The 25,390-nt window shown below is 72.9% G+C and carries 27 protein-coding genes and 1 pseudogene; 15 read left to right on the top strand and 13 right to left on the bottom strand.

Annotated features, from left to right (window positions below; all coding sequences use genetic code 11):
• Positions 1-34: 34 nt before the first annotated feature.
• A complete protein-coding gene (locus ACZ7GZ_RS35060; protein WP_471030562.1) occupies positions 35-1,123 on the bottom strand; it encodes an NADH-quinone oxidoreductase subunit B family protein in 1,089 nt (362 codons plus the stop codon).
• A gap of 102 nt (positions 1,124-1,225) precedes the next feature.
• On the bottom strand, positions 1,226-2,767 hold the full coding sequence (locus ACZ7GZ_RS35055; RefSeq protein ID WP_471030559.1) for a hypothetical protein: 1,542 nt from the start codon (positions 2,765-2,767) through the stop codon (positions 1,226-1,228).
• Positions 2,768-3,008: 241 nt separating this feature from the next.
• Between ACZ7GZ_RS35055 and ACZ7GZ_RS35050 the strand changes: the two genes are divergently transcribed.
• Positions 3,009-3,212 (top strand): antitoxin, encoded by a 204-nt coding sequence (locus tag ACZ7GZ_RS35050; protein WP_471030557.1) that lies wholly within the window; start codon positions 3,009-3,011, stop codon positions 3,210-3,212.
• Between the two features lie 34 nt (positions 3,213-3,246).
• Here the strand turns inward: ACZ7GZ_RS35050 and ACZ7GZ_RS35045 are convergent, their stop codons facing one another.
• On the bottom strand, positions 3,247-4,143 hold the full coding sequence (locus tag ACZ7GZ_RS35045; RefSeq protein WP_471030556.1) for a LysR family transcriptional regulator: 897 nt from the start codon (positions 4,141-4,143) through the stop codon (positions 3,247-3,249).
• A 123-nt stretch (positions 4,144-4,266) separates the two neighbouring features.
• Between ACZ7GZ_RS35045 and ACZ7GZ_RS35040 the strand changes: the two genes are divergently transcribed.
• A complete protein-coding gene (locus tag ACZ7GZ_RS35040) occupies positions 4,267-4,617 on the top strand; it encodes a DoxX family protein (protein ID WP_471030554.1) in 351 nt (116 codons plus the stop codon).
• A 37-nt stretch (positions 4,618-4,654) separates the two neighbouring features.
• Here the strand turns inward: ACZ7GZ_RS35040 and ACZ7GZ_RS35035 are convergent, their stop codons facing one another.
• On the bottom strand, positions 4,655-5,437 hold the full coding sequence (locus ACZ7GZ_RS35035) for a PP2C family protein-serine/threonine phosphatase (RefSeq protein ID WP_471030551.1): 783 nt from the start codon (positions 5,435-5,437) through the stop codon (positions 4,655-4,657).
• A gap of 189 nt (positions 5,438-5,626) precedes the next feature.
• Positions 5,627-6,040, bottom strand: coding sequence for an SRPBCC family protein (locus ACZ7GZ_RS35030; RefSeq protein ID WP_450802485.1), 414 nt, complete (start codon positions 6,038-6,040; stop codon positions 5,627-5,629).
• A gap of 249 nt (positions 6,041-6,289) precedes the next feature.
• Here ACZ7GZ_RS35030 and ACZ7GZ_RS35025 point away from each other — a divergent pair, with 249 nt between their 5' ends.
• Positions 6,290-8,095, top strand: coding sequence for an alkaline phosphatase family protein (locus tag ACZ7GZ_RS35025; RefSeq protein ID WP_471030549.1), 1,806 nt, complete (start codon positions 6,290-6,292; stop codon positions 8,093-8,095).
• 262 nt (positions 8,096-8,357) lie between these two features.
• Here the strand turns inward: ACZ7GZ_RS35025 and ACZ7GZ_RS35020 are convergent, their stop codons facing one another.
• Positions 8,358-8,696: a response regulator transcription factor gene (locus ACZ7GZ_RS35020; protein WP_471030546.1), complete on the bottom strand. Its 339-nt coding sequence runs from the start codon at positions 8,694-8,696 to the stop codon at positions 8,358-8,360.
• A 34-nt stretch (positions 8,697-8,730) separates the two neighbouring features.
• Here ACZ7GZ_RS35020 and ACZ7GZ_RS35015 point away from each other — a divergent pair, with 34 nt between their 5' ends.
• A complete protein-coding gene (locus ACZ7GZ_RS35015; RefSeq protein ID WP_471030544.1) occupies positions 8,731-8,859 on the top strand; it encodes a hypothetical protein in 129 nt (42 codons plus the stop codon).
• Between the two features lie 12 nt (positions 8,860-8,871).
• On the opposite strand, the gene ACZ7GZ_RS35010 is transcribed toward ACZ7GZ_RS35015, so the two are convergent.
• Positions 8,872-9,678 (bottom strand): serine hydrolase, encoded by an 807-nt coding sequence (locus ACZ7GZ_RS35010; RefSeq protein ID WP_471030542.1) that lies wholly within the window; start codon positions 9,676-9,678, stop codon positions 8,872-8,874.
• A 221-nt stretch (positions 9,679-9,899) separates the two neighbouring features.
• Between ACZ7GZ_RS35010 and ACZ7GZ_RS35005 the strand changes: the two genes are divergently transcribed.
• Both ACZ7GZ_RS35005 and ACZ7GZ_RS35000 read left to right on the top strand, forming a co-directional pair.
• Positions 9,900-10,940, top strand: a complete 1,041-nt coding sequence (locus ACZ7GZ_RS35005) for a permease (RefSeq protein WP_471030540.1) — start codon at positions 9,900-9,902, stop codon at positions 10,938-10,940.
• The gene (locus ACZ7GZ_RS35000) at positions 10,937-11,662 is read left to right on the top strand and encodes a TIGR03943 family putative permease subunit (RefSeq protein ID WP_471030537.1); all 726 of its coding nucleotides are present in this window, start codon (positions 10,937-10,939) and stop codon (positions 11,660-11,662) included. The genes ACZ7GZ_RS35005 and ACZ7GZ_RS35000 overlap by 4 nt, the downstream gene beginning before the upstream one ends.
• Positions 11,663-11,707: 45 nt before the next feature.
• Here ACZ7GZ_RS35000 and ACZ7GZ_RS34995 read toward each other — a convergent pair whose 3' ends face one another.
• Positions 11,708-12,178, bottom strand: a complete 471-nt coding sequence (locus tag ACZ7GZ_RS34995) for a pyridoxamine 5'-phosphate oxidase family protein (protein ID WP_471030534.1) — start codon at positions 12,176-12,178, stop codon at positions 11,708-11,710.
• 370 nt (positions 12,179-12,548) lie between these two features.
• On the opposite strand from ACZ7GZ_RS34995, the gene ACZ7GZ_RS34990 reads away from it, so the two are divergent.
• Positions 12,549-13,151, top strand: a complete 603-nt coding sequence (locus tag ACZ7GZ_RS34990; RefSeq protein WP_471030532.1) for an Rv1733c family protein — start codon at positions 12,549-12,551, stop codon at positions 13,149-13,151.
• Positions 13,152-13,462: 311 nt separating this feature from the next.
• Here ACZ7GZ_RS34990 and ACZ7GZ_RS34985 read toward each other — a convergent pair whose 3' ends face one another.
• The 3 genes from ACZ7GZ_RS34985 to ACZ7GZ_RS34975 form a co-directional block, all read right to left on the bottom strand.
• Entirely contained in the window at positions 13,463-13,834 is a 372-nt protein-coding gene (locus ACZ7GZ_RS34985; protein WP_471030530.1) for an STAS domain-containing protein, read from the bottom strand.
• 141 nt (positions 13,835-13,975) lie between these two features.
• Positions 13,976-14,386 carry a hypothetical protein gene (locus tag ACZ7GZ_RS34980; protein WP_471030527.1) on the bottom strand — a complete coding sequence of 137 codons (411 nt, stop codon included), beginning with the start codon at positions 14,384-14,386 and terminating at the stop codon, positions 13,976-13,978.
• A gap of 268 nt (positions 14,387-14,654) precedes the next feature.
• Positions 14,655-14,921, bottom strand: a complete 267-nt coding sequence (locus ACZ7GZ_RS34975) for a GlsB/YeaQ/YmgE family stress response membrane protein (protein WP_471030525.1) — start codon at positions 14,919-14,921, stop codon at positions 14,655-14,657.
• A gap of 243 nt (positions 14,922-15,164) precedes the next feature.
• Here ACZ7GZ_RS34975 and ACZ7GZ_RS34970 point away from each other — a divergent pair.
• The 3 genes and pseudogenes from ACZ7GZ_RS34970 to ACZ7GZ_RS34960 all read left to right on the top strand — a co-directional run.
• Positions 15,165-15,722, top strand: a pseudogene (locus ACZ7GZ_RS34970) (TerD family protein); the annotation flags it as partial.
• Positions 15,723-16,387: 665 nt separating this feature from the next.
• Complete coding sequence (locus ACZ7GZ_RS34965) at positions 16,388-16,750, top strand: ArsR/SmtB family transcription factor (protein ID WP_471030523.1); 363 nt, start codon at positions 16,388-16,390, stop codon at positions 16,748-16,750.
• 278 nt (positions 16,751-17,028) lie between these two features.
• Positions 17,029-18,738: an LCP family protein gene (locus ACZ7GZ_RS34960; protein WP_471030521.1), complete on the top strand. Its 1,710-nt coding sequence runs from the start codon at positions 17,029-17,031 to the stop codon at positions 18,736-18,738.
• Between the two features lie 51 nt (positions 18,739-18,789).
• Here the strand turns inward: ACZ7GZ_RS34960 and ACZ7GZ_RS34955 are convergent, their stop codons facing one another.
• Together ACZ7GZ_RS34955 and ACZ7GZ_RS34950 are read right to left on the bottom strand one after the other, a co-directional pair.
• Positions 18,790-19,023, bottom strand: a complete 234-nt coding sequence (locus ACZ7GZ_RS34955; protein ID WP_471030519.1) for a hypothetical protein — start codon at positions 19,021-19,023, stop codon at positions 18,790-18,792.
• 61 nt (positions 19,024-19,084) lie between these two features.
• On the bottom strand, positions 19,085-19,954 hold the full coding sequence (locus ACZ7GZ_RS34950; RefSeq protein ID WP_471030517.1) for a class II glutamine amidotransferase: 870 nt from the start codon (positions 19,952-19,954) through the stop codon (positions 19,085-19,087).
• Between the two features lie 492 nt (positions 19,955-20,446).
• Here ACZ7GZ_RS34950 and ACZ7GZ_RS34945 point away from each other — a divergent pair, with 492 nt between their 5' ends.
• From ACZ7GZ_RS34945 to ACZ7GZ_RS34925, 5 genes are all read left to right on the top strand, one after another.
• Complete coding sequence (locus ACZ7GZ_RS34945; RefSeq protein WP_471030515.1) at positions 20,447-20,674, top strand: hypothetical protein; 228 nt, start codon at positions 20,447-20,449, stop codon at positions 20,672-20,674.
• Positions 20,671-22,980, top strand: a complete 2,310-nt coding sequence (locus ACZ7GZ_RS34940) for a heavy metal translocating P-type ATPase (RefSeq protein ID WP_471030513.1) — start codon at positions 20,671-20,673, stop codon at positions 22,978-22,980. The genes ACZ7GZ_RS34945 and ACZ7GZ_RS34940 overlap by 4 nt, the downstream gene beginning before the upstream one ends.
• 62 nt (positions 22,981-23,042) lie before the next feature.
• Entirely contained in the window at positions 23,043-23,561 is a 519-nt protein-coding gene (locus ACZ7GZ_RS34935; protein ID WP_471030629.1) for a copper chaperone PCu(A)C, read from the top strand.
• A gap of 160 nt (positions 23,562-23,721) precedes the next feature.
• On the top strand, positions 23,722-24,411 hold the full coding sequence (locus ACZ7GZ_RS34930; protein WP_471030512.1) for a hypothetical protein: 690 nt from the start codon (positions 23,722-23,724) through the stop codon (positions 24,409-24,411).
• Between the two features lie 242 nt (positions 24,412-24,653).
• Positions 24,654-25,271 carry a sigma-70 family RNA polymerase sigma factor gene (locus ACZ7GZ_RS34925; protein ID WP_471030509.1) on the top strand — a complete coding sequence of 206 codons (618 nt, stop codon included), beginning with the start codon at positions 24,654-24,656 and terminating at the stop codon, positions 25,269-25,271.
• Positions 25,272-25,390: the final 119 nt, after the last annotated feature.

Here is a 25,390-nt window from a genome sequence, read left to right as displayed (position 1 = left end):
GGGCGGATCGTTGGCGGGAAGGGCGAGGGCGGCGTCAGGCACGCCAGTGCGGGTCGTAACCGCTGGTGAGCTTGCGCTTGTTGTGGCGCCACTTGGGCTCGTGGTTCACCATGTCGTTGGTCAGGCCGCGCAGTCGGCGGATGACCGCCCCGTAGGGCCGGATCACCATCGTCGACAGCGTGCCGCCCGGTGGTTCGTCCATGAACGGCATGAAGGCGTCGGGGAAGCTGGGCATCGTGCAGCCGATGCAGATGCCGCCGACGTTCGGGCAGCCGCCGATGCCGGCCATCCAGCCGCGCTTGGGCACGTTGCAGTTGACGACCGGCCCCCAGCAGCCCACCTTCACCTGGCACTTGGGAGAGTTGTAGTCCCTCGCGAAGTCCGCCTGCTCGTAGTACGCGGCCCGGTCGCAGCCCTCGTGGACCGTCTTCCCGAACAGCCACTGGGGACGCAGCATGTGGTCCAGCGGCGGCGGGGGAGCGGCACCGGCCGCGTGCTGGAGCACCCAGACGAGGGTCTCCATGAAGTTCTCCGGCTGGATGGGACAGCCGGGCACGTTGACGACCGGCAGCCCGGAACGCGCCTTGAACTCCCAGCCCAGGTAGTCCGCGAGGCCCATACAGCCGGTCGGGTTGCCGGCCATGGCGTGGATCCCGCCGAAGGTGGCGCAGGTACCGGCGGCCACCACCGCCCAGGCCTTGGGCGCGAGCTGGTCGATCCACCAGTTCAGGGTCTGCGGCTCACCGGTGTCCGGATCGTTGCCGAACGACGTCCAGTAGCCATCGCCCTCGATGATGTTCTGGTTCGGGACCGAACCCTCGATCACGAGGATGAACGGCTCCAGATCGCCGCGTGCGGCAGCCCGGTAGGGGGCCAGGAAGTCCTCGCCGCCCAGGCTCGGCGACAGCACCTTGTTGACCAGGTTCACCTTCGGCAGACCCGGGATGAGCCCGAGTACCACGTCCTCGATGGACGGCTGGCCCGCGGCGGTCAGCGACACCGTGTCGCCGTCGCAGCTCATGCCCTCCGAGATCCAGAGGATGGTGATCTCGTCGAAGCCCTGTCGCGCCTCGGCCCGGCTGGGCTCGCCGCGGACGTCGGTGGTACCGCTCTGTGTGCTCATCTCTGCAACCTCCGTCGCAGCCGGTCTCGGAGTGGGTCGTGGGCTGCCGCGTCACAGGCGCGGAACAGCCGCTCGGGCATGCGCTGGTCGTGGGTCGGCATCTCAGGGGCGTCCGTCGCGCCCTCGCTCCTCCGGCCGGTCGGCCGGACGCTGTGGCCGCGGGGAACGCGGCCCGGGCGATCCCCCGGGGACCGCGGGGTCCGCCGTGTCGACGCCCGTGAGCGGCTCGACCTCGTCGGTCCGGAAGTAGTGGAAACGGCCGTACCAGCCGTGCAGTTCGGCGGCCGGGTCGTCGTCGACCGTGACCGCCAGGTGGACGCTGCCGTCGACGTCGTGGAAGACCGCGGCGACCCGCGCCGTCCGCCCGTCCAGGAACATGTCCTGCGCGTCGGCGCCCCGGCCGCGCGGGCGCAGCCGCACCCGGCTGCCGCCGCCGACGGACACCCCGTCCACGAGCACCGTGTCGGTCGCCGGGGACAGCCCGTCGTCGCCCTCCCGCCACCACGCGGGCCGTTCGGCGGGCGGCGGCACCGGCGTCAGGGAACGGATCGCGCCGTGCAGGCGCTCGAAGACCTCCCGGGGCATGGTGTCGACCCGGTCGAGGATCCGTGCGGCGCGCGGATCGGTGGCCCGGGCCTCGGCCTTCTCCTCGTCGGTCAGCAGCATGGTCCGCAACGTGAGGATCTCGTCGATCTCCGCGGCGTCGTGCAGATCCCCGGGACTCTCCGGCGCCACCTGGGGATGGTCGGGGAGGATGATCGGGGCGGAGAGCATGATGCCGGCGGTCCCCGTCCGCGCGGGCGGGCCGCCGAGAACGGGAAACGTGAACGCGTTCCGGCACCCCCGCGCCTGCTCCGCCAGGCCGTCGGGCGGATCGACCAGGGACACGAACTCCACGCCGTCCCCGCCCATGAGGGTGTGGGTGGCGATCAGCGCCTGCCGCAGTGCCTCGTGGCGGGGGGCCCGGGGATCCAGTGCCTCGCCGGTGTTCTCGGTGCGTACGCGCAGCCGGTACAACTCCGGCGCGAGCGGTTCGGCCACCACCGTCGTCGCGGCCCGCACCTCCCGGCGCCGCCGTACCGTCCGCCCCGCACCGTCCGGCAGCGGATCGGACTCCGCGCCGCCGGGCGCCCCCACCAGGGCGGTACGACCGCCGCGCAGCAGCTCCGCCAGCGGCAGCACCAGCTCCGACTCGTGCGGCACCGCCTCCTCGAACGACAGATGCGCGGCGCCGTCGGCCGTCCGCAACGACTCCACCGGGTGGTGCCGTCCGTCCGCGCCGGCCTCCTCGACCCGCTTGTCCTGCATCTGCAGATACCGCACCCGGATCCGGACGACCGCGTCGGCGCGCGGTGCCCGCAGCAGGCACTCGGTCTGCTGGTACCACGAGTCCGCGGAGCCGGAGATCCCCGGCGTGACCGGCCCGTCCCGCTCCACCCAGGTGCGCGGCAGCAGCACGCCGAACTGCCAGCGGACCCGGTTCTTCGGCGAGGACCGGCGGTAGGGGTAGAGCAGATACCCCTCGTACAGCACGGCGTCGGCGACGGCCCCGACCTGCTCGAAGGCGCCGCACGCCACGCCGACGTCCTCGCCGTCCACCAGGGCGGCGAGCGCCGCGCCGTACTCGCCGGTTCCGACCGACATGCCGCCTCCTCGTCAGGGTCCGTTCGTACATGCCTTCCACCACGGTCACACCCGTCACGGCCGCTCGCCCCTCCGGCGCACTGCCGTTGCGCCGAGCAGGGGATAGCGGCGCGTCCGGCGGGTGTCGCGCGCCGCTCCCGCTCCCGATGCCTCGCACGCCGCGCGGAGCCGCCTTCCCCGTCGCCGTGCGCGTGGGGAGCATGTTCCGGGTCCGCCCACGACCGAGGGAGAGGAACCCGACGTGTTCGACGCCCTGAAGAACCTCAAGGACAAGGCCGAGGACATCGCCGAGGCACACGGTGACAAGATCGCCGACGGTCTGGAGAAGGCCGGCGACCTCCTCGACGACAGGACCGGGGGCAAGCACAGCGACACCTTCGACACCGCCGTCGACCAGGCGCAGGACCTCGTCGGGAAGCTGGGCGAGAACGGCGCCGGGCACTGATCCCCGGTCCTGGGTCAGCCGTCCGGGCCATCCCTCAGGCAGGCCGTGCGAGGTCCAGGCAGCAGCGGACGAAGTCCCGTACGACCGGATTGCGGTCGTCGGACGCTGCCCAAGCCACGCCCACCCGCGTCGGGCTCACTCCGGTGACCGGGATGTAGACCACGCCCGGGCGGGAGTAGAACCGCGCCGCGGACTCGGGGGCGAGCGCGACGCCGTACCCGTTGGCGATCGCGCTCAGCCAGTCGTCGGGCTGCTCGGTGACCGCGCCGACGCGCACCGGGCGGCCCTCGCGCTCGTCGGCGGCCAGCCAGTGGTCGCGCCACGCGCCGGTCTCCTCGGGCGCGGCGACGAACGGCTCGTCCCACAGCTCGCGGAAGGCGATCTCGGCGCGCCCGGCGAGCGGATGCCCGCTCGGCAGCGCCACCCACCGCGCCTCGCTGAACAGCACCTCCACCCGCAGGGCGGCCTGACCCGGGAAGGGCAGGCGCAGCAGTGCCGCGTCCACCTCGCCGTCGGCCAGCCCCGCGCTCGGGTTCGACCAGGCCGCCTGCCGCAGTTCGGCACGCCACCCGGGGCGCCGCCGGGCGAACTCCGCGACGATCTCCCGGGTCGCCTCGTTGGCCGCGCTCGCGAGGAAACCCACCCGCAGGACGCGCGCGGCCCGCCGGCCGGCGGCCTTCGTGGCGTGCAGGGCGTCGTCCCAGGCGGCGAGCACCGCAGGGGCCCGGCGCGCGAGTTCACGGCCGGCGTCGGTGAGCGCCATGCCGGTGCGCGAGCGGTCGAAGAGCCGTACGCCGAGCCGGGTCTCCAGCTGCCGGACCTGCTTGGTCAGGGCGGGCTGGGAGACGAACACACGCTCGGCGGCGCGGGTAAGGCTGCCGTCCTCGGCGACGGCGAGGAAGGACCGCAACAGCCGCGTGTCGACGTCCATTCCGGCAGGTTATAGACCCTGGTATTGGACGTCACGCCGACCTTCCGAGGAGGGTGGAGACACACCTGGGGGCATCTCGGGCATGTCCGCCGGGCCGCCCCTTCGCTCGGAAGGCCTGCTGTCGTGGAACTCGTCCATGTGACCGTCACCTGCGCCGCGGTCCTGGCCAACGCCGGCATCGCGGCGGCCGACCTCGTGAAGGCGCCGTTCGTGCGCGCCAACTCCGCCGAAGTCGGCGTGGCCCCCGCCTGGCTGCCCTCGCTGGCCCTGCTGAAGGCGGCCGGAGCGGCCGGTCTGCTCCTCGGTCTGCTGGGGGTACGCCTTCTGGGGGTCGCGGCAGGCGTCGGCCTGGTGCTGTTCTACCTCGGGGCGATGACCGCCCATGTGCGGGCGCGGGTGTTCCACAACATCGCGTTCCCGGGCCTGTTCCTCGCGTTGGCGGCCGGCGCCCTTGCCCTTGCGGCGACGCGGTGACCAGCGGTTGACCCGGTTCACATGACTGCGCGGCCTCTCACGGCAGGCGCTCCAGGGCGACCAGGGGCGCGTCGTCGTCGAGGTCGCCGTGCACGTGGTGCAGGAGCTCGCGGCGCAGGGCGGCCACCATCACCTCCAGCGGCCGGCCGGCGTGCGCGCGCACAGGAGCGGCCAGGTCGTGGAAGCGGCCCCGGCGGTCGCGGCCCTCGATGAACCCGTCGGTGTACAGCACGAGGCGGTCGCCCGGCACGAACGGAACGGTCTGGGCGACCGGTTCCGCCTCCAGCAGATCGCCCAGCCCGAGCGGCGCGCCGGGCCGGTCGGGCTCGTACGGCCTCACCTCGCCCGCGTGGACGACGTACGACTCGGGGTGGCCGCAGTGCACGATGCGGGCCACGGGCTCGCCGGGCGGGAACTCCACCAGGAGCGCCGTCGCGAACCGTTCCGTGAACAGCGCGCCCGTGTCGTCTCCGCCGGGCTCGCCCGGGTCCGATGCGCCGTCCAGCGCGGCGATGTGCCGACGGGCCCGTTCGTCCAGTTGCTCCGCCACCCGCGTCAACGACGGCTCCCCCCAAGCCAGTTCCCGGAACGGGCCGAGCAGGGTCGCCGAGGCGCCGACGGCCTCCAGCCCCTTGCCCCGTACGTCGCCGATCACGATCCGCGTGCCGTACGGCGTGGGCAGCGCCTCGTAGAAGTCGCCGCCGATCCGTGCCTCCGACTCGGCCGGCAGATACATACCGCCCAGGGCGAACGAGTCGAGCCGGCGCGGCAGCGGGTCCATGAGGGCGCACCGGAAGTAGAGCTGGAGCGTGTCGTCCACCGCGGGTGCGGGCCCGGGAGCCGGCTCCTGGTCGACGAGGTCCTCACGTCGGCGGCGGGCGGTGTCCGCACGGGACCCGCCGGCAGACCCGTGCGGCCCAGCCGCTCGGTGCGGGCCCGCCCGCCGAAGACGTGCTGCTTGACCGGAGTGGTGAGGCTCAGCGGATACCAGGTCACCGACTCCGGCATCTCAGCCGGCCGGGTTGTCGACGCGTATGCGCACCTGCTCCTCCAGGCGCCTGAGGCTCCCGTCGAGCGCGTCGTACACCGCCTGCTCCCCGGGGTCGTGACCGTCGTCGAAGAACGACAGGTGCACCGTCACCTCGCTGGCTCCGCTGCCGATCCCGGCCACCTGCAGCCACCCGGCGTAGCTGCCCTGCTCCCGGGTGCCCCACTCCAGCCGCATCTGGTCGGGCTCGGCCCGCAGCAGCGCGGGCATGTCCTCGCCGGAGGTGTCCTCGTGCACGGTCACGGCGGGCGGGTCCTCGGCGTCCACGTGCAGGGCGTCCGGGAGCCACGCGTCGAGCTGGCCGAGGTTGGCCGCCTGGTCGAAGACCTGCTCGGGCTGTGCGGGCATCGTGCGGGACCGTTCGTACTCGCCCATGGTGCCACCGCCCCTCCACTCGGAAGTCGTACCCCCACCGCGTGCCCCTTCCGGCGCGACCGAAAAGCCCGGCACCGCCCTCGCCGCGGACCGAGCCACGCGCGGCCCCCAACTTGTCTGGTCAAGTTTGGTCGCGGTTCTTCCGCTCGACAGCGTCGTCCCGTACTCATGTCCCGTTCGTTGCGCACAGTCAGGCCGTGCGGACATCACCCCTCACGGCATCCTCACCCACAGGACGAGGTACCACGTATGCGACTGCGCTGGAGATCCCTCGGCGGGCTCCTGGCCCTCCTCGGCGCACTGATCGTCGCCGCCCCCGCCCCCGCCCGGGCGGCCGGGAGCAGCGGCAACCTGATCGTCAACGGCGATGCGGAGAGCGGCGGTTACTGCACCCAGGACTGGGCGGCGGCCACCACGGCCCCCGGCTGGACCACCCAGGCCGGCGGACCGGACGTCATGTGTCACAGCGTCGCCTCCTTCGGGCTGCCGAGCGACGGCGGGACACCGGGCAAGGCGTTCTTCGGGCCCGGCAACTTCGGCGACGGCTCCATGAGCCAGACCGTCGACGTCTCCTCGGCCGCCGCCGCCATCGACGGCGGCGGTGTGCACTACGACCTCTCCGGCTGGCTCGGCGGCTGGACCACCTACAGCGGATACGCCGCCGTGAGCCTGCACTTCCACGACGCCGGCGGCCGCCCCGTCGGCGCCACCGCCAAGCTGCCCACCGTGTCCGCCGGCGACCGGGGCCACGCCACCGCGTTCCTCTCCCGCAGCACCACCGGCGCGGTGCCGGCCGGCACCCGGTCCGTCCAGGTCGAGGTGCAGTTCCTGTCGACGACCAGCGAGACCGGCTACCTCGACAACCTCTCCCTCACCCTGGACACCCCGGTCACCGCGCCCGCCCCGCTCACGCCGCCCGTCTCCAAGGTCCCCGGCTACGACCACGTGTTCATGGTCATGATGGAGAACACGGACTACTCCGAGGTCATGAACGACCCGACGGACACGCCGTACATGCACGGCCTCATGACCCAGGGCGCCACGCTCACCGACTTCCACGGCGTCTACCACCCGAGCGACGAGAACTACCTCGCCATCGCCGGCGGCGACACCTACGCCAAGGGCGCCACCTACTTCCCCGACATCAACTCCCCCCAGCGCAACCTCGGCGACACCGTCGAAGCGGCCGGCAAGACCTGGAAGGCCTACGAGCAGGGCATGGGCACCCCCTGCAACACCAAGAACAACAACGACAGTTACTACGAACCCGACGACGCGCCCTTCATCAACTACACCGACATCAGCGGTGACGCCACGCGCTGCGCGGCCCACCTGTTCGACACCACCCAGCTGACCACCGACCTGAAGTCCGCGGCCACCACACCCGACTTCTCCTGGATCGCCGCCGACGACTACTACGACGGTGAGGCCTCCGGCAACGGCAACGCCACCAGCCTGAAGACACAGGACGGCTGGCTGAAGCAGACCCTCGCCCCGGTCCTCGCCTCCCCGGCCTGGACCCAGCAGCGCTCGCTGCTCGTGCTCACCTGGGACGAGAGCGCGAACGAGGGCTACAACCACATCGTCACCACCCTCGTCGGCTCCCGGGGCACCGTCCCGGCCGGCACCAGCAGCCCACTGCACTACGACCACTACGGCATCGGCCGCACCATCGAGGCGGCCCTCGGCCTGCCCGGTCTCACGGCCAACGACACCTACGCGACACCGCTCAACGCCGCGTTCGCACCGTCCGGCGCTAGCACACCCACGCTCACCGGCGACCTGAACGCGGTCGCGGGCGGCGGCAACGTCACCTTCCGCTACTCGGTGCCGTCGGCGGCCCAGGTGAACACCAGGAACTGGATCGGCGTCTACCCGGCGGGCGTCACCCCGGGCAAGCAGTCCGCACTCACCTGGTCCTACGCCCCGAACGCCAGCGGTGCCCTGACCTTCCCGACCGGCAAACTGAGCGGAGCGGGGAAGTACGACGTGTACTACCTCGCCAACGACGGCTACTCGGTCCTGGCCGGACCGTTCTCCCTGACCGTCGGCTGACCGGCCACGACGGAAACGGGCCCACGCGCAGCCGCGCGGCGGAGCGGCCCACGGGGTGAGCCCCACCCCCGGCCATCGCCACTCGGTGAGCGCGCGGGCCCGGTGGTCGCACGCGAAGGCCTCGCCGAGCGGTCCGGCCCGTTCGACGGCCGCACCGGCGGCGGGGTCCTCGCAACAGCCCCCTGGGCCACCGCGGCGGACACGTCGTGCGGAACAGGAGGAGAGGAAGGCAGGCCCGCGCGAGGTGCCGGCCCCGGCCGCGTCAGCCGTCGGCGCCGGCCGGTGGCCGAAGTGGCCTGAGGGGCGCCGCGTCCGCGGCGAGCCCGGCACGATGGGCGAACAGGGCGGCCTGCACCCGGTTCTCAAGACCCAGCCGGGTCAGGATGCGGTTGACCCGGCTCTTGACGGTCGCCTCGCTGAGTCCGAGATCCGCGGCGATCCGTGCGTTGGACAGTCCCCGCGCGACCAGCACGAGGACCTGGACCTCGCGCTCGGTGAGCATGCCGGCCTCCGGTGCGGGGGCCGGCGCGGGGCCGAGGAGGGCGGGCGGCAGCGCGGTGACGGTGTCGATCAGACGCCGGGTGACGCTCGGGGCGAGCACGGACTCGCCGTCGGCCGCGGCGCGGATCGCCTACGTGCCCGTGCGAGGCGTCACCACGGTCTACGACCGCGTCGGGGACACCTTCGCCTGGCTCTGTCTGGCCGCTCTGGCGGCGCTCACCGGCACCGCCCTCGTCCGCCCGCGCCGCCCGGTGGACCGGTGAGGAGGGGCGGGTTCACACGACGGCCTGGCGGGCGGTCTTCTCCACCAGGGAGATCCCGTCACCCATCGAGGCACTGCCGTTCGACAGGACCGCGACGAGGTAGCGGTGCCCCTTCACGGTGACCTGGCCGACGCTGTTGACGTCCCACAGTCCGGAGGTGTTGCGCTGCAGCCAGCCGTTCTTCAGCGCCCGAGGGGAGCCGGAGCCGCCGGCCGCGGAGACCCCCCAGCTCTGCTCGGGGACGACGTGACCCATGAGGGTACGGATGTAGGCCCGGGACTCCGCGGTCAGCCCGCCGGAGCCGGACTTGGCCGGCGTACCGCTGTCGAACGCGGCCCTGAGCAGCCGTATCTGGTCGCTTGCGGTCGTCCGCGTCAGCCCCCACCTGACGCCGGGCCCACCGGTGGTCGCGGTCAGCCCCAGCCGCTTGTTGGCGGCGGCCAGCCCGGGGGCCTGGCCGATCTGCCGCCACAGCGCGTTGGCCGCCGTGTTGTCGCTACGCTCGATCATCGGCTCGGCGCGCCCGCGTTCGTCGGCGGTGAGCCGCCGTCCCGCGTCCTGGGCCTGGAGGAGCAGTGCCGCGAGGATGTCGACCTTGACGATGCTGGCGGTGTCGTACGCGCTGTCCTTCCCGTGCACCACGGGGGTGCGGCCGGTTCCGTCCAGGTCGAGCACGGCGGCTGTGGCGTGCGGGGACGCGACCGGAGCGGAGGCGGCCGCGGCCGGGTGCAGGGCGCCGGCGGAGAGGAGGGCCCCGACCGAGGCCAGGAGAACACCGGTCCGTGTGCGTGCGGTGGTGGGGGAGGGGCGAGACGGCATGGCCCCGAACGTAAACAAAACGTGCACCGGGCGAAGTGGCAGCCGTCACCTTCCCACCCTGTGGCGGTGAATTGTGAGAAGAGCCACCGACGCCGCCGGCACCACCGACGCCGCCAATGGGACGCATTGCGGCGCATGAGCCGGTCATGCGGCGGCGTGTACGCGCGGCCGGACCGCGTGTCTCGCTTATCGTCGGCCAGACACCGACATCCGGAGTGATAATGGAAAAATCGGATGAATTGGTTGATGTGGTCGACGGCGTGGCGGTCGTCCCCGTCGGCTCGCCGCCCGTACACCGCATCCGGCCGTGGCCGCTCGGCGCCGCCCTCACGATCGCGGCCGGCGCCGCGGCCGTGCTGCTCCTCGTCGGCGCCCGGTGGCTGAACCAGCCGGCCGTCCAGGCCTGGCGCACCGTCTGCCTGGCCATCACCGTCCAGGCCCTGCCCTTCCTCCTGCTCGGCACCGCCCTGTCCGGTGCCATCAACGCGTTCGTGCCGGCCGGACTGTTCACCAAGGTCCTGCCGAAGCGGCCCGCTCTCGCCGTGCCGGTCGCCGGTGTCGCGGGCGCGGTGCTACCGGGATGCGAGTGCGCCTCCGTCCCCGTCGCCCACAGCCTGATCCGGCGGGGAGTCACGCCGGCCGCCGCCTTCGCCTTCCTGCTCTCCGCGCCCGCCGTCAACCCCGTCGTGCTGACCGCCACCGCCGTCGCCTTCCCGGGCAACCCCGCGATGGTCGCCGCCCGGCTGCTCGCCTCCCTCGCCGCCGCGGCCGTGATGGGCTGGCTGTGGCTCTGGCTGGGCAAGGAGGAGTGGCTGCGGCCGGTCCTGCGGCACCGGCACACCGGCCACGAGCACGGCCGCAGCCGCTGGAACGAGTTCCGGCTCGGATTCCAGCACGACTTCCTGCACGCCGGCGGCTTCCTCGTCCTCGGTGCCATGGCCGCCGCCACCTTCAACGTCGCCGTGCCGCGTTCCGTCCTCGACGCCTTCTCCGGCTCGCCCTGGCTCTCCGTGCTCTTCCTGGCCGGGCTCGCCGTGCTCCTGGCGGTCTGCTCGGAGGCCGACGCGTTCGTCGCCGCCTCCCTCACCGGGTTCTCGCCGACGGCGCGGCTCGCGTTCATGGTGGTCGGCCCCATGGTCGACCTGAAGCTGATCGCCCTTCAGGCGGGCACCTTCGGGCGGGCCTTCGCCTGGCGGTTCTCCACGGCCACCACCGTCGTGGCGATTGCCGCGAGCGCACTGATCGGAGGCGCGCTGCTGTGAAACGCCCCGTCCAGACCCTGCTCCTGACGCTGACCGGCACCGGCCTGCTGCACACCGCTCTCTTCACCGACATCTACCTGCGCTACGTCAAGGCCGGTCTGCGCCCGCTGCTGATCGTCTCCGGTGCCGTCCTCCTGCTGCTCGGCCTGGCCGCGGCGGCCGTACGCGACCAACCCCGGCACACCGCCCATGACGGCCACGACCACACCGGCACCCCGCGCGTCGCCTGGCTGCTCTTCCTACCGGCGATCAGCTTGCTGTTCTACGCGCCGCCCGCCCTGGGCGCGTACACCGCGGCACGCTCCGGCACCAAGCCCGTCGCGGCGCAGAAGGGGTTCGCCGCGCTGCCCGCGACGTCGCCACTGCCCCTGACCCTCACCGACTTCACCAAACGCGTCCAACAGGACCGCAGCCGCGCCATCAGCAGCCGGATCGTCCAGCTCACGGGCTTCGTCACCCCCGCCGAGGACGACGACGACGGCTTCTACCTGACCCGCATCATCTTCACGTGCTGCGCGGCGGACTCGCAGTCCGTCAAGGTCCGCGTGTACGGCACCGAGGCGCCGCCCGCGAACACCTGGCTCGCGGTGACCGGTACCTGGCACCGGCGGGGCGCCCTCGGCACGAGGACCGCGCAGGCGGCCCTCGACGTCAAGGACACCCGCCCCATCGCCCAGCCGGTGAACGCCTACACCGACGACCTCCCGCTCACGCCGTCCTAGCCGTCGTACCGGAGTGGTCCCGGCGGCCGGGGCGCCGGACGGCGTTCAGTGTCCGTGGCCCCGCGCCGTGACGGCTGTGGCCGGCGTGTCGGTGAGCAGCACGCCCGTGACCAGGCAGGGGCGGATGCGCACGGCCTGGTCCATGCCCTCCTGCGACGACCAGGGGGCGAGCCGCTTCCGGATCCGGGCCAGGTCCGCCGGGTCCGTGACGAGCCGGGCGTAGCCCGTGACCACCACGCTCCAGCCCAGGTGTGTGTCCGGGTCGAGGGCGTCGGCCTCGTAGGCGACCACCACGCCCTGGCCGCCGCCCTGCCGCGGGTGCGCGGTCAGTGCCGCACCCTCGTGGGTGCGGATGACGATGTCGCCGTCGTCCAGGACGTGGTTGACCGGGCGGACGGTGGGCAGCGCCTGCCGGGTGAAGACGATCCTCCCCAGGGACACACTGCCCAGCAGCCGCAGCGCCTCGACCGGGTCCAGGTCGACGCGGTGGTGCGCCGGGGCGTCGTTACGGATCATGGCTGGCTTCTCCGGGGTGCGTGACCGTCTCCTCGGGACGGAGCGGCACCGCGGGGGTCGGTGCCGCTCCTGAACCAACGGTCCGCCGGCTTCCCGCCGTCCGCCCAGTGCCCTTCGGTCCTCGGTCGCAGGGCCGGACGTCCCGACCCCGCGGGCCGGCCGGGGGGTCCGCGCGAGGCCGATATGCCCCGCTTCGGCGCTCACACCGCCTTCTGCCGGAATGAGGTGCACGATGGTGTCGTGGGACTCCACGGACGGGCCCGCGAGACCTCCCCGGGACCGCCCACCACCCGCCCGGCGCGATCCCGCGCGGTGCGGCGGACGCGGAGTGTGCGGCGAAGCCGCCGGTGCGCGAGAGGAGGCGGTGACGATGAACCGGACACCTCCCACGACGGTCGCCCGGGTACGGCTGTGGCGCTGGCGACGCAATCCGCTCAGGCGGCACAGCGACGTGGTCGAGGCCTGGATCGTCCTCGTGACCTGGGTGCTCGCCGTGTTCGGCGGGGCCGTCGCCGGTCTCGCGGCGGCGCAGACCGCCGACTCGGCGTTCTCCGCCCGGCAGGCCCAGGTGCACGCCGTGCCCGCCGTGCTCATCGACGGCGCGGCGAGGACCCCGACCTCGGGGAGCGGCTACGACGACGGGCGGGTATGGGCAGCCGTGCGCTGGACGGACGAGCACGGCAGGGTCCACACCGACCATGCGAAGGTCCGGCCCGGCGCCCCCACCGGATCCCAGGTGACCGTGTGGACCAACCGCGCCGGCCGCGTGGTCTCGGCGCCCGTCACCGGCGCCGCGGCGGACCTGCAGGCGGCCCTCACCGGCGCCCTCGTCGCCCCCTCGGCCGGCGCGGCGGTCTGGGCCGGGGGCTGGCTGGTCCGCAGCCGGCTGATCCGGCGGCGCATGGCCGAGTGGGACGAGGAGTGGAAGCAGATCGGGCCGCGGTGGGGGAACCTCAGCGGCGGACGAGGCTGAGCGGCTCACACCGGGCTGTGCGGGCTTGGCCGCCTACGGGGAGCGCACGGACACGGTCCTCGTCCCGGCCGTCCGCTGACGCGGGGAGCCGCGCCGGCACCCAGACGGAACGACAGGGCGGGAAGGGCCACCCGCTTCTCGCGGATCCGGATTGCGCGGTGCACGGCTCCCAGCCGCTTCCCCGCGTCTGTTCTCGGTCCTTCCCGCCACTACCAGCACACCACGGATTCCGCCCCCTCACCAGGGCCGCCAGCCACCGTCCGGTGACTTTGTGCCCAGCGAGTCCGGCCGCGGCCGTGCCGCGGGCGGCCTCAGCCGGCCACGGCCGCGCTCACCGTCGGGTAGCAGTCGACGAGGTCGGTGACGCCGACGATCTCCAGGGTCCGCAGGACGGCCGTGCGCACGCCGGCCAGCCGCAGCCAGCCGGCCGGGCCGTGGGCCTGGCGGGCGGCGATGAGGACGTTGATGCCGCTGGAGTCCATGAACGCGACGCCCGTGAAGTCCGCGACGGTGTGAGCCGTCGTCGCGGGGGCCTCGGGTGTCAGCGCCTGGCGGAGCAGATCGGAGGTGTGGTAGTCGATCTCGCCGGACACGGTGACGACCGTGATGCCGTCCACGGTGGCACGGTTGATGCTCAGCCGGTCATGTGCTGCCGGCTCGTAGGTGTCTGCGGTGTCTGCCACGCGTTCCTCGTCCTCGTTCGGCGATCCCTGACCTGAGGTTGCCTCTCCGTGGCGGCTGCCCAGGATCCGGCCGTGGATGCATGCCGGTGCCGGCCGTACGCCGCCGGGCCGCCGGGAGGTGAACCAGCACGCCACGACCGCTCACACCTTGTCCAGTACGACGAGGAGCACCAGCAGTACGGTGGCGCCGGCGGTCGTACCGTGGGCGACCACGGCCGTGAGCGGGAAGTGCCGCTCGGCCGTGGCGCCGCCGTGGGAGTGGCGGCCGGAACTGGGCAGCCAGCGCAGCAGCATCATGAAACCGAACGCGGCCACGACCAGCACGACCGCGCAGGCGGCCCAGGCCGAACTCCGCACCCCGCCGACCACATAGGCGGTCCAGGCGGCGAGTCCGGCCACGGCGAGGGCCACATGGCCGAGCACGAGCCACAACGGCAGTCGTGTCACACCGGGCGTGCGCTGCCGCAGTCCGCCGTGCCGGACCCACACCGCGGCGAGGTACCCGCCGAGACCGGCGGTCAGCAGCCACGCGCACAGAACGAAGACACCCATACGGTCCCGCTCCCCCTGTCCTTGTACGGACGGTCCCTGTGACGGCGTCAGGGCTACGTGGCCCAGCACACCGCACAGAGGGGGAGGAGTCCGGACATCCATCCGCCGATTCATCCGTAGGGATGAAAATGCTGCAGCTTAGCCCACGACTCGTCACAGGGGTGCAAGGGAAAACCGCAACAACAGGCCTCTGACGCGTCCTTGGCGGATGGGGGCAGGCACTGCCGCACGACTTCTTACTTCTACAGTACTGTAGATCCAAGTCGGATCAGTCGCGGGAGTCTCCGAAGAGGATGCGGTAGCCGATGAGCAGCACCAGGGAGCCGCCGATCGCCGCACCCCAGGTGTAGAGGTCGAAGAAGTGCTTCTCCACCGGGCGGTCGAGGAAACGGGCGGAGAGCCAGCCGCCGATGAAGGCGCCCGCGACGCCGATGAGGGTGGTGCCGATCAGGCCGCCCGGGTCGCGGCCGGGCAGCAGCACCTTGGCGATGGCTCCGGCGAGCAGGCCGAGGATGATCCAGCCGATGATGCCCACGGTGTTGTCCTCCAGTCGGGTCGGGATCCGCGCCGAATGCGCCGGACACCGACACGTGAATTGCTTGTTTGCGCAAGCCTAGGGGGCTGGTGAGGTGGCCGGGCGAGCGGAGTCGGCAGTTGGTGATGGTCCGTCGAGGTACTGGTACATGATTAAGACATTGCGCAATCGAGGAACTGAGAGGGACTCAGAGGCGTTGACCATGACGGATGCGGGATGTGTGAGCGGCTGGGGAGGGCGTGGATGAGTGTGTCCCTGACCAAGGGCGGCAACGTGTCGCTCGGCAAACAGGCCCCCGGGCTGACCGCTGTGACGGTCGGACTGGGCTGGCAGGCGGAAACCGGGTGCGAACTGGACGCCAGCGCCCTGCTGTGCGACGCGTCGGGCAGGGTGCTGTCCGACGAGCACTTCGTCTTCTTCAACAACCTGAGCAGTCCAGACGGTTCGGTCCGCCACGGTGGTGGTGGCAGACCGGCCGACGGTGACGACCAGCGGATCCAGGTCGACCTGACCGGGGTCCCGGACCGGGTCGAGAAGATCGTCTTCCTGGTGTCCCTCTACGAGGGTGCGAGCCGGGGCCAGGCTTTCGGGCAGGTGCGCCGGGCGCACATCCGCGTCCTCGACGAGGACGGCGGCACCGAACTGGCCCGCTACGACCTCGCGCCGGGCGGCCTGTCGACCGAGACCGCGCTGGTCTTCGGCGAGCTGTACCGGCACGGTGCGGACTGGAAGTTCCGTGCCGTCGGCCAGGGTTACGCGTCGGGGCTCGCCGGCATCGCCACCGACTACGGCGTCACCGTGCTGCGGGACACGCCCTCGAATCCGGCCCCGAGCCCCGCACCGGGCCCGGCCCCGGGCACCCCTCCGGGCCCAGCCCCGGTCACCCCACCGCAGACGGGCGCCGCTGCGTACGTGCCGCCCGCCCCGCTGAATCCACCGGTCGCCGCCCCGCCGGTCCCGGCCCGCACCACATCCCCGCAACTCACCGGGAGTTCCGCCATGACCTGCTTCTTCGACCCCCAGCACGGCCCCGGCACCCTGACCGTGACCTGGTTCCCGCAGTGGGGCGTGCCCCGGCCGGTCCAGGCCTGCGGGGCCTGCGCGCAGCGTGTCCAGACCACGGCACCGCCGTTCTACACCCCGCCTCAGCAGGGGTATCCGCAGCAGGGGTATCAGCCGGGCTATCCCCAGCAGGGGTACGCACAGTCGTACCCGGACCACGACCATGACCACCAGCAGCAGGGTGGCGGCCGGCGCTTCGGCGCGGGCGCGCTCATCGGGGCCGGCGCGGCGGGCCTCATCGGTGGCGCGCTGCTGAACGAGGCGTTCGACGACGACGAGCCGGAGGTCGTGGTCAACAACTACTACGAGGACTGACCGGCGGGGCCCGCCCCCGGAACCCGGACGCCTACACTGGGTGGGCGCGTGTGCGTCGGCTGTGACGAGGGCGGGGACGGGAGAGGGCCGTGACGGAGAACGCCGCTGGTTTCCAGGACCCTCCCGCCGAGGTGCTCGCGGAGGCCGCCGCGGCGTTCGGCCTGCTCGCCTCGCCCGCCCGGCTGCACCTGATGTGGGCCCTGTCACAGCGCGAGAGCGATGTCACCCGTCTCGCCGACCGGGTGGGCGGTGCGCTGCCCGCGGTCAGCCAGCACCTGGCGAAGCTGAAGCTCGCCGGACTCGTCCGCTCCCGCCGCGAGGGCCGCCGGCAGGTCTACTACATCGACGACCCCGACGTCGTCACCCTGGTCCGCGTGATGGTCGGGCAGCTGACCGCCCGCTCGCGGCACGCCTCGCTCCCCGTCCAGGGCCTGCGCAGGATCGGCGGCTGACGGCATCGGCCGTTCTCACTCACATCCGGGTCCTTTCTTGTACAGGGCGCGTAGACTCCCGCTCCCGTACCGTCCCGGGGGCCGCGTTCCGTCACATGAGATGCCTCACCCGTGAATCGTGGGTGGATCTGTGCTGCTCGGGCCACGGGTTTGTTAGATTGCGCAACTACGCAAGCAAGGCGGAGCCGCGTGCTTCGCCCGCCCGTCCATCGCCGCGCGGGCCCGGCCGTACGCCGCACGGCCCGGCCTGACGGTCAGACCGTTCAGGGGAGTGGGAGATGAGCGACCCGTGGGACGGGCCCGCCGGCCAGGCCACCCGGAGCCGTAGCGCGCGGGTGCCCGGACAGCGAGCGGCCGAGCCCGACGGGCCGCGTCCGCCGGGCGGCCGGGCCGCGGTCCGGGCGGCTGCCCGCTCGGGCGGCGGCAGGCGGGGGCACCGCCGGGGCCGCACGGCGGGCCGCGGCAGGCGAGTGCTGAAGATCCTCGCGATAGGCCTGTCGACCCTCATCGTGGTCACGGCCGGCGTCGGCTGGTGGTTCTACGAGCACCTGAACGGCAACATCCACAGCGTCGCGCTCGACGGCAAGGGCGGCTCAGAGAAGGCCGACGCCTTCGGCCGCACCCCGATCAACATCCTGGTCATGGGCTCGGACGGCCGCACCAGCGCGGCCGACTGCAGGCTCGGCGGCGGCTGCTCGAAGACCGGCGTACAGACCGGGAGCAACGCGGACGTGCAGATGGTGGTGCACATATCCGCCGACCGCTCCAACGCGACGGTGATGAGCATCCCCCGGGACACCATGACCAAGGTCCCGGCTTGCAAGAACAGTGAGACGGGGCAGTCCACGTCCGGTTACTACGGCCAGATCAACAGTGCCCTGCAGTACGGCCCCGCCTGCCAGGTGGCCACCGTCCACCAGCTCACCGGCATCCCGATCGACCACTTCGTCAAGCTCGACTTCTCCGGCGTCGTGAAGATGTCCGACGCGGTCGGCGGCGTCTCCGTCTGTGTCAGCGACAACGTCTACGACACCTACTCGCACCTGAAGCTGTCCAAGGGCACCCACACCCTCAAGGGCGTCGCGGCGCTGGAGTTCGTCCGCTCCCGGCACGGCTTCGGCGACGGCAGTGACCTCGGACGTACGATCTCGCAGCACATCTTCCTCAGCGCGATGATCCGCAATTTCAAGAGCGCGGGCACGCTCACCGACCCCAGCGCGGTCTACGACCTCGCCGACGCCGCGACCAAGGCGCTGACCGTGGACGACGGCCTGGGCACCGTGAAGAAGCTGATCTCGCTCGCGTCGGACGTGAACAAGGTGCCGACGAAACGGATGACGTTCACGACGATGCAGACCGCCCAGGACCCGAACAACAAGGACCGGGTGGTCGTGGGCGCGGGCGCCAAGAGCCTGTTCTCCACCATCGCGGGCGACCAGTCGCTGACCACGGGCTCCGGCAAGAAGTCCGCGGCGGCCTCGGCGACCGCGAAGGCCACCGCCCCGGCCGTACCGGCGTCACGGATCGCCGTCACGGTCGAGAACGGCACCTCGGTCACCGGACGTGCCTCGGACGTCGCGACCGCGCTGACCGACCAGGGCTTCAGCTCCGCCACGACCACCGCCAACGCGCCGAGCCCCGCGACCACCACCACGCTCACCTACGGCACCGGTCAGAATGACGAGGCGAAGACGGTCGCCAAGGCGCTCGGTCTGTCCTCCGCGCACCTGAAGCAGGGCACAGGCACGGGCCTGACCCTGGTGATCGGCAGCGACTGGCCCAGCGGCACCGGTTACCCGGGCGGCAGCTCCTCGCCCGCGCCCGCCGACACCCAGGCCGCCGTTTCCAACGCCCACGCCTCCACCGCCGACCAGGCCAAGACCTGCGCCAAGGTCAGCCCCTACAAGACGGTCGAGCTCAACGGCGTCTCCATGACACCGTCCCAGGCCTACGAGGCGGCGCGGGGCAAGCCCGACTCGGACGCCTGACCGCCGGCGGTGGGGTCCGCCTCGGATGCCTCCCGCCGGTCAGGGGCTGGTTCAGGGACTGGCGACGTCGAAGCCGTACCGCAGCGGCTCGCTGGTGACGGTGTAGTCGCGGCGGTACAGGTACACCGCCTCCGCGCGTATGCCGCCGGGCGGTGCGGCCTCGACCGGGCAGGGGTATGTCACCTGGATCACGCGCGGCCGGTCGGAGACCTTCATCCGCAGCCCGGCCGCCGGCCCTCCGTCGAGCACGGCGGTCTCCCAACCCGTCACTTCGGTAGTCTCCACGACGGAAATTTTACGGCTTGCGCAAGTCTTGAGTCGGTGAGTCGGATCACTGGGCGCCGGGCTACGCGGGCCGCTGGGAGGCCGCCGCTTCGGGGCGCAGGTCGGACAGGGTGAGGGGGTGGGCCGGGGGATCGGCGAGGGCGATGCGGGAGGCCGCCCGCAGGTCGGGGCCGACGTGGAGCAGTTCGCCGGGCGCCATGAGCTGCCAGTGCGGGCTCTCGTCCATGCGCTCGCTGGCCACGACGACGGACGGACGCTCACCCAGATGCGCCGAGCGCACCCGCAGATGACCGCCCCGGCCGGCGTGGTCCAGATGCCGTGAGCCCTGGTGACCGCCCGCCGGGCGCCGCAGGACGTACAACTCGTGGGTCGCGGGATAGCGCAGCGCCCACAGCTCCCGGGCGGTGACGAGGACGACGTTGAGCGCGAACACGGGCAGGTTCCCGGCCACCCAGCGTGCCGCGGACTCGAGGCCGGCGGACACGTCCCCGCCGCGTGCCGCGGTCTCCCGTGTGACCAGGGCGAAGAAGCGCTCGGAGTCGGTGTCGCCGTGCACCAGCGCGCGGTCCTCGCCCAGATGGCGGTCGAGGTCGTCCAGTCCTTCGATCACACCGTTGTGGGCGAACAGCCGTCCCTGCTGCTCGAAGGGATGTGTGTTGCGCACGTCCAGCCCGCCGGTCGAGGCGTACCGGATGTGCGCGAGGAAGGTCGCCGACTCGACTTCCCGGGCCTCCCTGGCGAAGACGCGGTCCTCATAGGCCGCGATCGGTGCCTTGTGCACCTCGGGTGTGCCGTCCGCGTCGAAGTAGCCGAGTCCGGTGCCGTCGGGTTCGCGGTGACTCTGCGCGCTGAGGCTGTCGGGAGCGTCCAGCAGCCAGAACGTGGCGTGCGTGCGCAGCGGGGAGCTGATCAGCCCGAACAGTCGGCACACGGCATCCTCCTCGTCACCCGTCCTGCGCCCAGAGCCGCCGCGGGCGCCCGGATGCCCATGTTCCCGCGCGGCGGACGTTCCCGCACTGGGCGCCGCGGCCGGTTTCCGGCCCCGCACGCGCTCGCCGGGGGCGGCGGCGGGCGTCGGGCGGTGCAGGGCGCGGCCCAGTGCCCGGGTCACCTCGCGGTCCGTGAGGGCTCGGGTGCCGTGAAGATGAAGGGCCGCCGCGCGGGTGCACCACGCGTGTGCAGGCCTGCCGAGCCGGACCGGCGGCCGTCTCCCGGTCGACGCAGACGGAGGACGGCAAGTCGTCACCGGCCGAGGCGCGCGCGATGGTGTCGGTGCCGCGCAAGCGGCTGCCGCGGATCCCGGGCGCCCGTCCAGTGACAGGAGCCACACGCCTCGCCGGGAACTCGCGCCGCCCGCGGCCCGACCTCTGAATCGTCGCGGCGCCGTCCGGCTGCCGCTCAACGGCAGGAAAAGGAGAGGCAGTTGAGGGACGAGCCCCGGCGATCCGGCTCGGCAGAGGTGTGGCGCAAGGCCGTACCGCCGCCCGCCCTGTGCGGTTTCCTCCTGTTGCTGGCGCTGATGTTCACGGTGGCGTACGCCGTCGGCGCGGCGGCCGGACCCGTCGCGCCCGGCCTGCACGGCACCACATCCGGCGGTGCGGGCGACGGCGGCATGGACATGGGCGGGATGCACGGGGGAGCCGGCCGATGACCACGGAGTCCGCCGTCCCCCTGACGACGACCGACCTGACCGTCGGCGGAATGACCTGCGCGGCCTGCGTCAAGCGCGTCGAGAAGAAGCTCGGCAGGCTCGACGGTGTCACGGCGACCGTCAACCTGGCCACCGGGCGGGCCCGGGTCAGCCATCCGCCGCACATCCGCCCCGCCGAACTCGTCGAGGCCGTGCGGAAGGCCGGCTACCCGGCCGCGGTGCCCGAGCCGGCCAGGACACGGCGAGACGAGGACGCTGAGGACGAGGAGTCGGAGGCCGTCGGGGAACGGGACCGGCTCCTGGTCACCGCGCTGCTCGCGGTACCGGTCCTGGTCCTGTCGATGGTGCCGGCCTGGCAGTTCCGGAACTGGCAGTGGCTGTGCTTCGTCCTGGCCGCGCCCGTCGCCGTGTGGGGATCCTGGCCGTTCCACGTGCGGGCGGTGCGCGGACTCCGGCACGCGGCCGCGACCATGGACACGCTCGTCTCCCTCGGCGTGACGGCGTCCTTCTCCTGGTCGGCGTACGCGCTGTTCCTCGGCGGTGCCGGTGCTCCCGGGATGCGCATGCCGTTCGCGCTGGTGCCCTCCGCGACGGACGGCCCCGCACACCTCTACCTGGAAGCCGCCGTCGGCGTACCCCTGTTCGTGCTGGCGGGCCGGTACCTGGAGGCCCGGGCCCGGCGGGGCACCGGGGCGGCCCTGCGCGCGCTCGCCCACCTCGCGGTCAAGGAGGTGGCCGTACGGGAAGGCTCCACCGAACGCCTCATCCCCGCTGAGGAGTTGGGTGTCGGGCAGGTCTTCGTCGTGCGTCCCGGAGAGCGGGTCGCCACCGACGGGCGGGTGACGGAGGGCAGTTCCGCGGTGGACCTCTCCCTGGTGACCGGCGAGAGCCGGCCCGTCGAGACCGGGCCGGGCGCGGCGGTGGTCGGCGGCGCCGTCAACCGCGGCGGGCTGCTGCTCGTACGGGCCACGGCGGTCGGCGCCGACACCCGGCTCGCCCACATCACGCGGATGGTCACCGAGGCCCAGGCCGGCAAGGCGCGGGCGCAGCGGCTCGCCGACGCGGTGGCCGGTGTCTTCGTACCGGTCGTCCTGGTGCTGGCCGTCACGACGCTCGGATTCTGGCTGGGTGCCGGAGCCGATCCGCAAGCGGCTGTCACGGCGTGCGTGGCCGTGCTCGTGGTGGCCTGCCCCTGCGCGCTCGGACTGGCGACCCCGACCGCGCTGATGGCCGCGACGGGCCGGGGCGCCCAGCTCGGTGTGCTCGTCACCGGTCCGCGGGCCCTGGAGGGGCTGCGGCACCTCGATGTGGTCGTCCTGGACAAGACCGGCACGCTCACCGAGGGCCGGATGAGCGTCGCCCGGGTCACCCCCGTACCGGACGGACTCGGCAGGGAGACGGTTCTGCGCCTGGCCGGGGCCGTCGAACAGGGCTCGGAGCATCCTCTGGGCCGGGCGATCGCGGCGTACGCGCGGGAGAACGCGTCCCGACCGCCGGGTGCGACCGCCGCGAGTGCGGACCGGGACGGGCGGGTACGAGGTCCGGCCCTGCCCGAGGTGACGGAGTTCAGGGCCGTACCGGGGCTCGGCGTGCGGGGCCGGGTCGAGGGACGGTTGGTCGAGGTCCTCGCCCCCGACGGCGCGTTGCCCGGCCCGCTCGCCTCGGCGCTGCCTGCCGCCGAGGCCGCCGGCCACACGTCCGTCCTCGTCCGTGTGGACGGCTCCGCCGAGGCCCTGGTGGAGCTGGGGGACACCGTGCACTCCGGCAGCTACCGCGCCGTCCACCGGCTGCGGCGCCTCGGCATACGCCCGGTGCTCGCCACCGGTGACCGCGAAGGTCCCGCCACCGCCGTCGCGTCGGAACTGGGCATCGAGGAGACCCACGCCCGCTGCACCCCCGAGGACAAGGCCGACCTGGTGCGCGCACTCCGGCAACAGGGCTGCCGCGTGGCGGTCGTCGGGGACGGGGTCAACGACGCGGCCGCCCTGGCCCACGCCGACCTGGGCATCGCGCTCGGCGGCGGAACGGACGTCGCGATCGGCGCCGCCGACGTGACCCTCGTACGCGGGGACATCGACGCGCTCGCCGACGCGGTGCGGCTGGCCCGGCGCACGCTGGGCACGATCCGCGCGAACCTCGCCTGGGCCTTCGGCTACAACCTCGTCACGCTGCCGCTCGCCGTGACCGGCCTGCTCACCCCGATGCTCGCCGCGGCGGCCATGTCGGCCAGCTCCCTGCTGGTCGTCGGCCACAGCCTGCGCCTGCGCGCCTGGCAGCCGTCGCCCGCCCGGAGGACCACTCGATGACCACCAGCACAACCGATGACGTGGCCGGCACGACCGGCGACGCGGCCGGAGCGGCCGACGGCATGGCCGGCACCTCGTGGCGTCCCGACCGTCGCCGGGTGACCGACGCGCTGCTCGCCGCACTGGCGCCCGTGGCCGCCTTCAGTGTCGCGCTGGCCGGCCTGACCACCTGGGTGACGGCGGGCCAGGCGGGCCGGCCGGCCCGGATCGCCGTCTCGTCGGGGCGGGTCCTGCTGCCCTACGGCGGCACCACCGAGACGGCTGCCTTCTTCGTCATCACCAACAGCGGTGGCGCGGAGGACCGGCTGCTCCGGGTGACGTCCCCCGGTACCGACGGGGAGACCGGCCTCAGCCGGCACCGGATGAGCGGCTCCGCCACCGCCTACCGGGACGTGGTGGACTCCGTGCCGGTTCCCGCGGGCCGCGCGGTGTCCATGGCGCCGCGCGGCCTCGACGTGACGCTGAAGGCGCGCCCCGGATGGCGCGCGGGCGACCTCGTGCCGTTCACGCTGCACTTCGCCCGCAGCGGCGCGGTCAGGACACTCGCGGTGGTGGTCCGACCGGGCGACGGCGCCCTCTGACGATCCCACAGGACCCCTGCCGTAGAAGTCGGGTGCGACGACCTGCCGGTTCCCGCACATATGGGTGACGTGTGTCACCTCCGGTACGGTGAGTGTGACGGCGGGGCAGTATCCGTACCTCCGTATGACGGCGAAAGCCGGGATGCGAGGATGGGGCGGGATGACAACAGGGTGGTGTTCGCGCACGGTACGGGCCGCGGTGTTCGCGGCCGTCTGTGTCGTGCTCGCCGCCCTCGGCCACGTCCTCATGTCCGGCCAGGACGTTCCCGCCTGGGCGCTGGCCGCGGGCCTCGCCGGCACCGGCTCGGTGGGCTGGTGCCTGACGGGCCGTGAGCGCGGGCCGCGGCTGATCGTCCCGCTCGTGGTCGCCGCCCAGACGGCACTGCACTCGGCGTTCTCGCTCGCCCAGTCGGCATCCGGGAGCACTCCGTCCGCGGCGTCCCGACACGCGGGCACGGCCATGGGCACCGGCATGGACATGGGGTCGATGCCGATGGACTCCATGGACATGGCCCACATGGGGCACATGTCAATGAGCGCCATGCCGCACATGGGGCACTCCATGGGCGGCGGCACCTCGTCGTCCGGGATGCTGGCCGCCCACCTGCTGGCCGCGCTGTTCACCGGACTCTGGCTGGCGTACGGCGAGAAGGCGGCGTTCCGCATCCTGCGGACCGTGGCCGGACGGCTGGCCGCGCCGCTGCGGCTGCTGCTGGCGGCCTTGCCCGCCACCGGCGACCGCCCGGACCGGCGTCTGCGCCGGCCCCGTTCCGAACGGGCGCCGAGCCTCGATCTCCTCATCCACGCGATCACCTCGCGCGGGCCTCCCGTGGGGACCGCTGTCGTCTGAAGACAGCCGGTATCCCGGGGCCGCCCCTGTGCGCCTCGGGCCACGGTCGTACGTCCGCGCGCGTGTCGTGGCACGCCCGTGCCACAGCACCTCCGTGCCGTGGCACTCCGCCGTGCCATGGCGATCCGGCCGCAGCCCCGTGCTGTGGTGCCACGCGTCGTAGGACCGTCTCCTCACTCACCGGACCGTCCGCGCTCAGCCGCGCCCCGGTCCGGTCACGGTTGACCCGAGAAGGACACCAGGTGATCACTCCTGTCCTGCCCGCATCCCGGACCGCGTGCGACCCGGCGGTATCCGCCGACGAGTCGATAACCGCCTGGGCGCTGGCCGCCCGTGGCGGCGACGCGGACGCGGTCGAGCACTTCGTCCGTGCCCTGCACCGAGACGTCCAGCGCTTCGTCGCCCACCTCTGCACCGATCCCCAGGCCGTCGACGACCTCGCGCAGGACACGTTCCTGCGGGCGATCAGCAGCCTGCACCGCTTCGAGGGCCGCTCCTCGGCGCGTGCCTGGCTGTTGTCCATCGCGCGTCGCGCGGTGATCGACAGCTACCGGCACGCCGCCGCGCGGCCCAGGCTGTCCGACGTGGCGGACTGGCAACTGGCGGTCGAGTCGGTCCAGCCGCGCGACCTGCCCGGGTTCGACGACGGCATCGCCCTGCTGGACCTGCTGGCCTGTCTGCCGGACGAGCGCCGGGAGGCGTTCGTCCTCACCCAGTTGCTCGGCCTGCCCTACGCGGAGGCCGCCGAGGTCAGCGACTGTCCCGTCGGCACGGTCCGCTCCCGAGTGGCCCGTGCCCGGGCCACGTTGATGGACCTGCTCGACGCGGCGGAGCGGCCCGCCGCCACGCTGGTGGCCTGAGCCGTCCGAAGGACGGTCCGGGCCGTCAGGAGGGTGGGGGGGGGGGGGGGGGGGGGGGGGGGCGGTCCCCCCCCCCCCCCCCCCCCCCCCCCCCCCCCCCCCCCACCCCCACCACCGAG

Source organism: Streptomyces sp. NPDC037288 (assembly GCF_055603265.1).
The sequence above is the reverse complement of the archived record's forward strand: the minus strand, read 5'-3'. Positions and strand labels throughout refer to the sequence as shown.

Coding starts and splice junctions, on each gene's coding strand:
- ACZ7GZ_RS35060 (WP_471030562.1), bottom strand. CDS start 1,123: ATGAGCACACAGAGCGGTACCACCGACGTCCGCGGCGAGCCCAGCCGG.
- ACZ7GZ_RS35055 (WP_471030559.1), bottom strand. CDS start 2,767: ATGTCGGTCGGAACCGGCGAGTACGGCGCGGCGCTCGCCGCCCTGGTG.
- ACZ7GZ_RS35045 (WP_471030556.1), bottom strand. CDS start 4,143: ATGGACGTCGACACGCGGCTGTTGCGGTCCTTCCTCGCCGTCGCCGAG.
- ACZ7GZ_RS35030 (WP_450802485.1), bottom strand. CDS start 6,040: ATGGGCGAGTACGAACGGTCCCGCACGATGCCCGCACAGCCCGAGCAG.
- ACZ7GZ_RS35025 (WP_471030549.1), top strand. CDS start 6,290: ATGCGACTGCGCTGGAGATCCCTCGGCGGGCTCCTGGCCCTCCTCGGC.
- ACZ7GZ_RS35010 (WP_471030542.1), bottom strand. CDS start 9,678: ATGCCGTCTCGCCCCTCCCCCACCACCGCACGCACACGGACCGGTGTT.
- ACZ7GZ_RS35005 (WP_471030540.1), top strand. CDS start 9,900: ATGGAAAAATCGGATGAATTGGTTGATGTGGTCGACGGCGTGGCGGTC.
- ACZ7GZ_RS34995 (WP_471030534.1), bottom strand. CDS start 12,178: ATGATCCGTAACGACGCCCCGGCGCACCACCGCGTCGACCTGGACCCG.
- ACZ7GZ_RS34990 (WP_471030532.1), top strand. CDS start 12,549: ATGAACCGGACACCTCCCACGACGGTCGCCCGGGTACGGCTGTGGCGC.
- ACZ7GZ_RS34980 (WP_471030527.1), bottom strand. CDS start 14,386: ATGGGTGTCTTCGTTCTGTGCGCGTGGCTGCTGACCGCCGGTCTCGGC.
- ACZ7GZ_RS34960 (WP_471030521.1), top strand. CDS start 17,029: ATGAGCGACCCGTGGGACGGGCCCGCCGGCCAGGCCACCCGGAGCCGT.
- ACZ7GZ_RS34940 (WP_471030513.1), top strand. CDS start 20,671: ATGACCACGGAGTCCGCCGTCCCCCTGACGACGACCGACCTGACCGTC.
- ACZ7GZ_RS34935 (WP_471030629.1), top strand. CDS start 23,043: ATGGCCGGCACCTCGTGGCGTCCCGACCGTCGCCGGGTGACCGACGCG.
- ACZ7GZ_RS34930 (WP_471030512.1), top strand. CDS start 23,722: ATGACAACAGGGTGGTGTTCGCGCACGGTACGGGCCGCGGTGTTCGCG.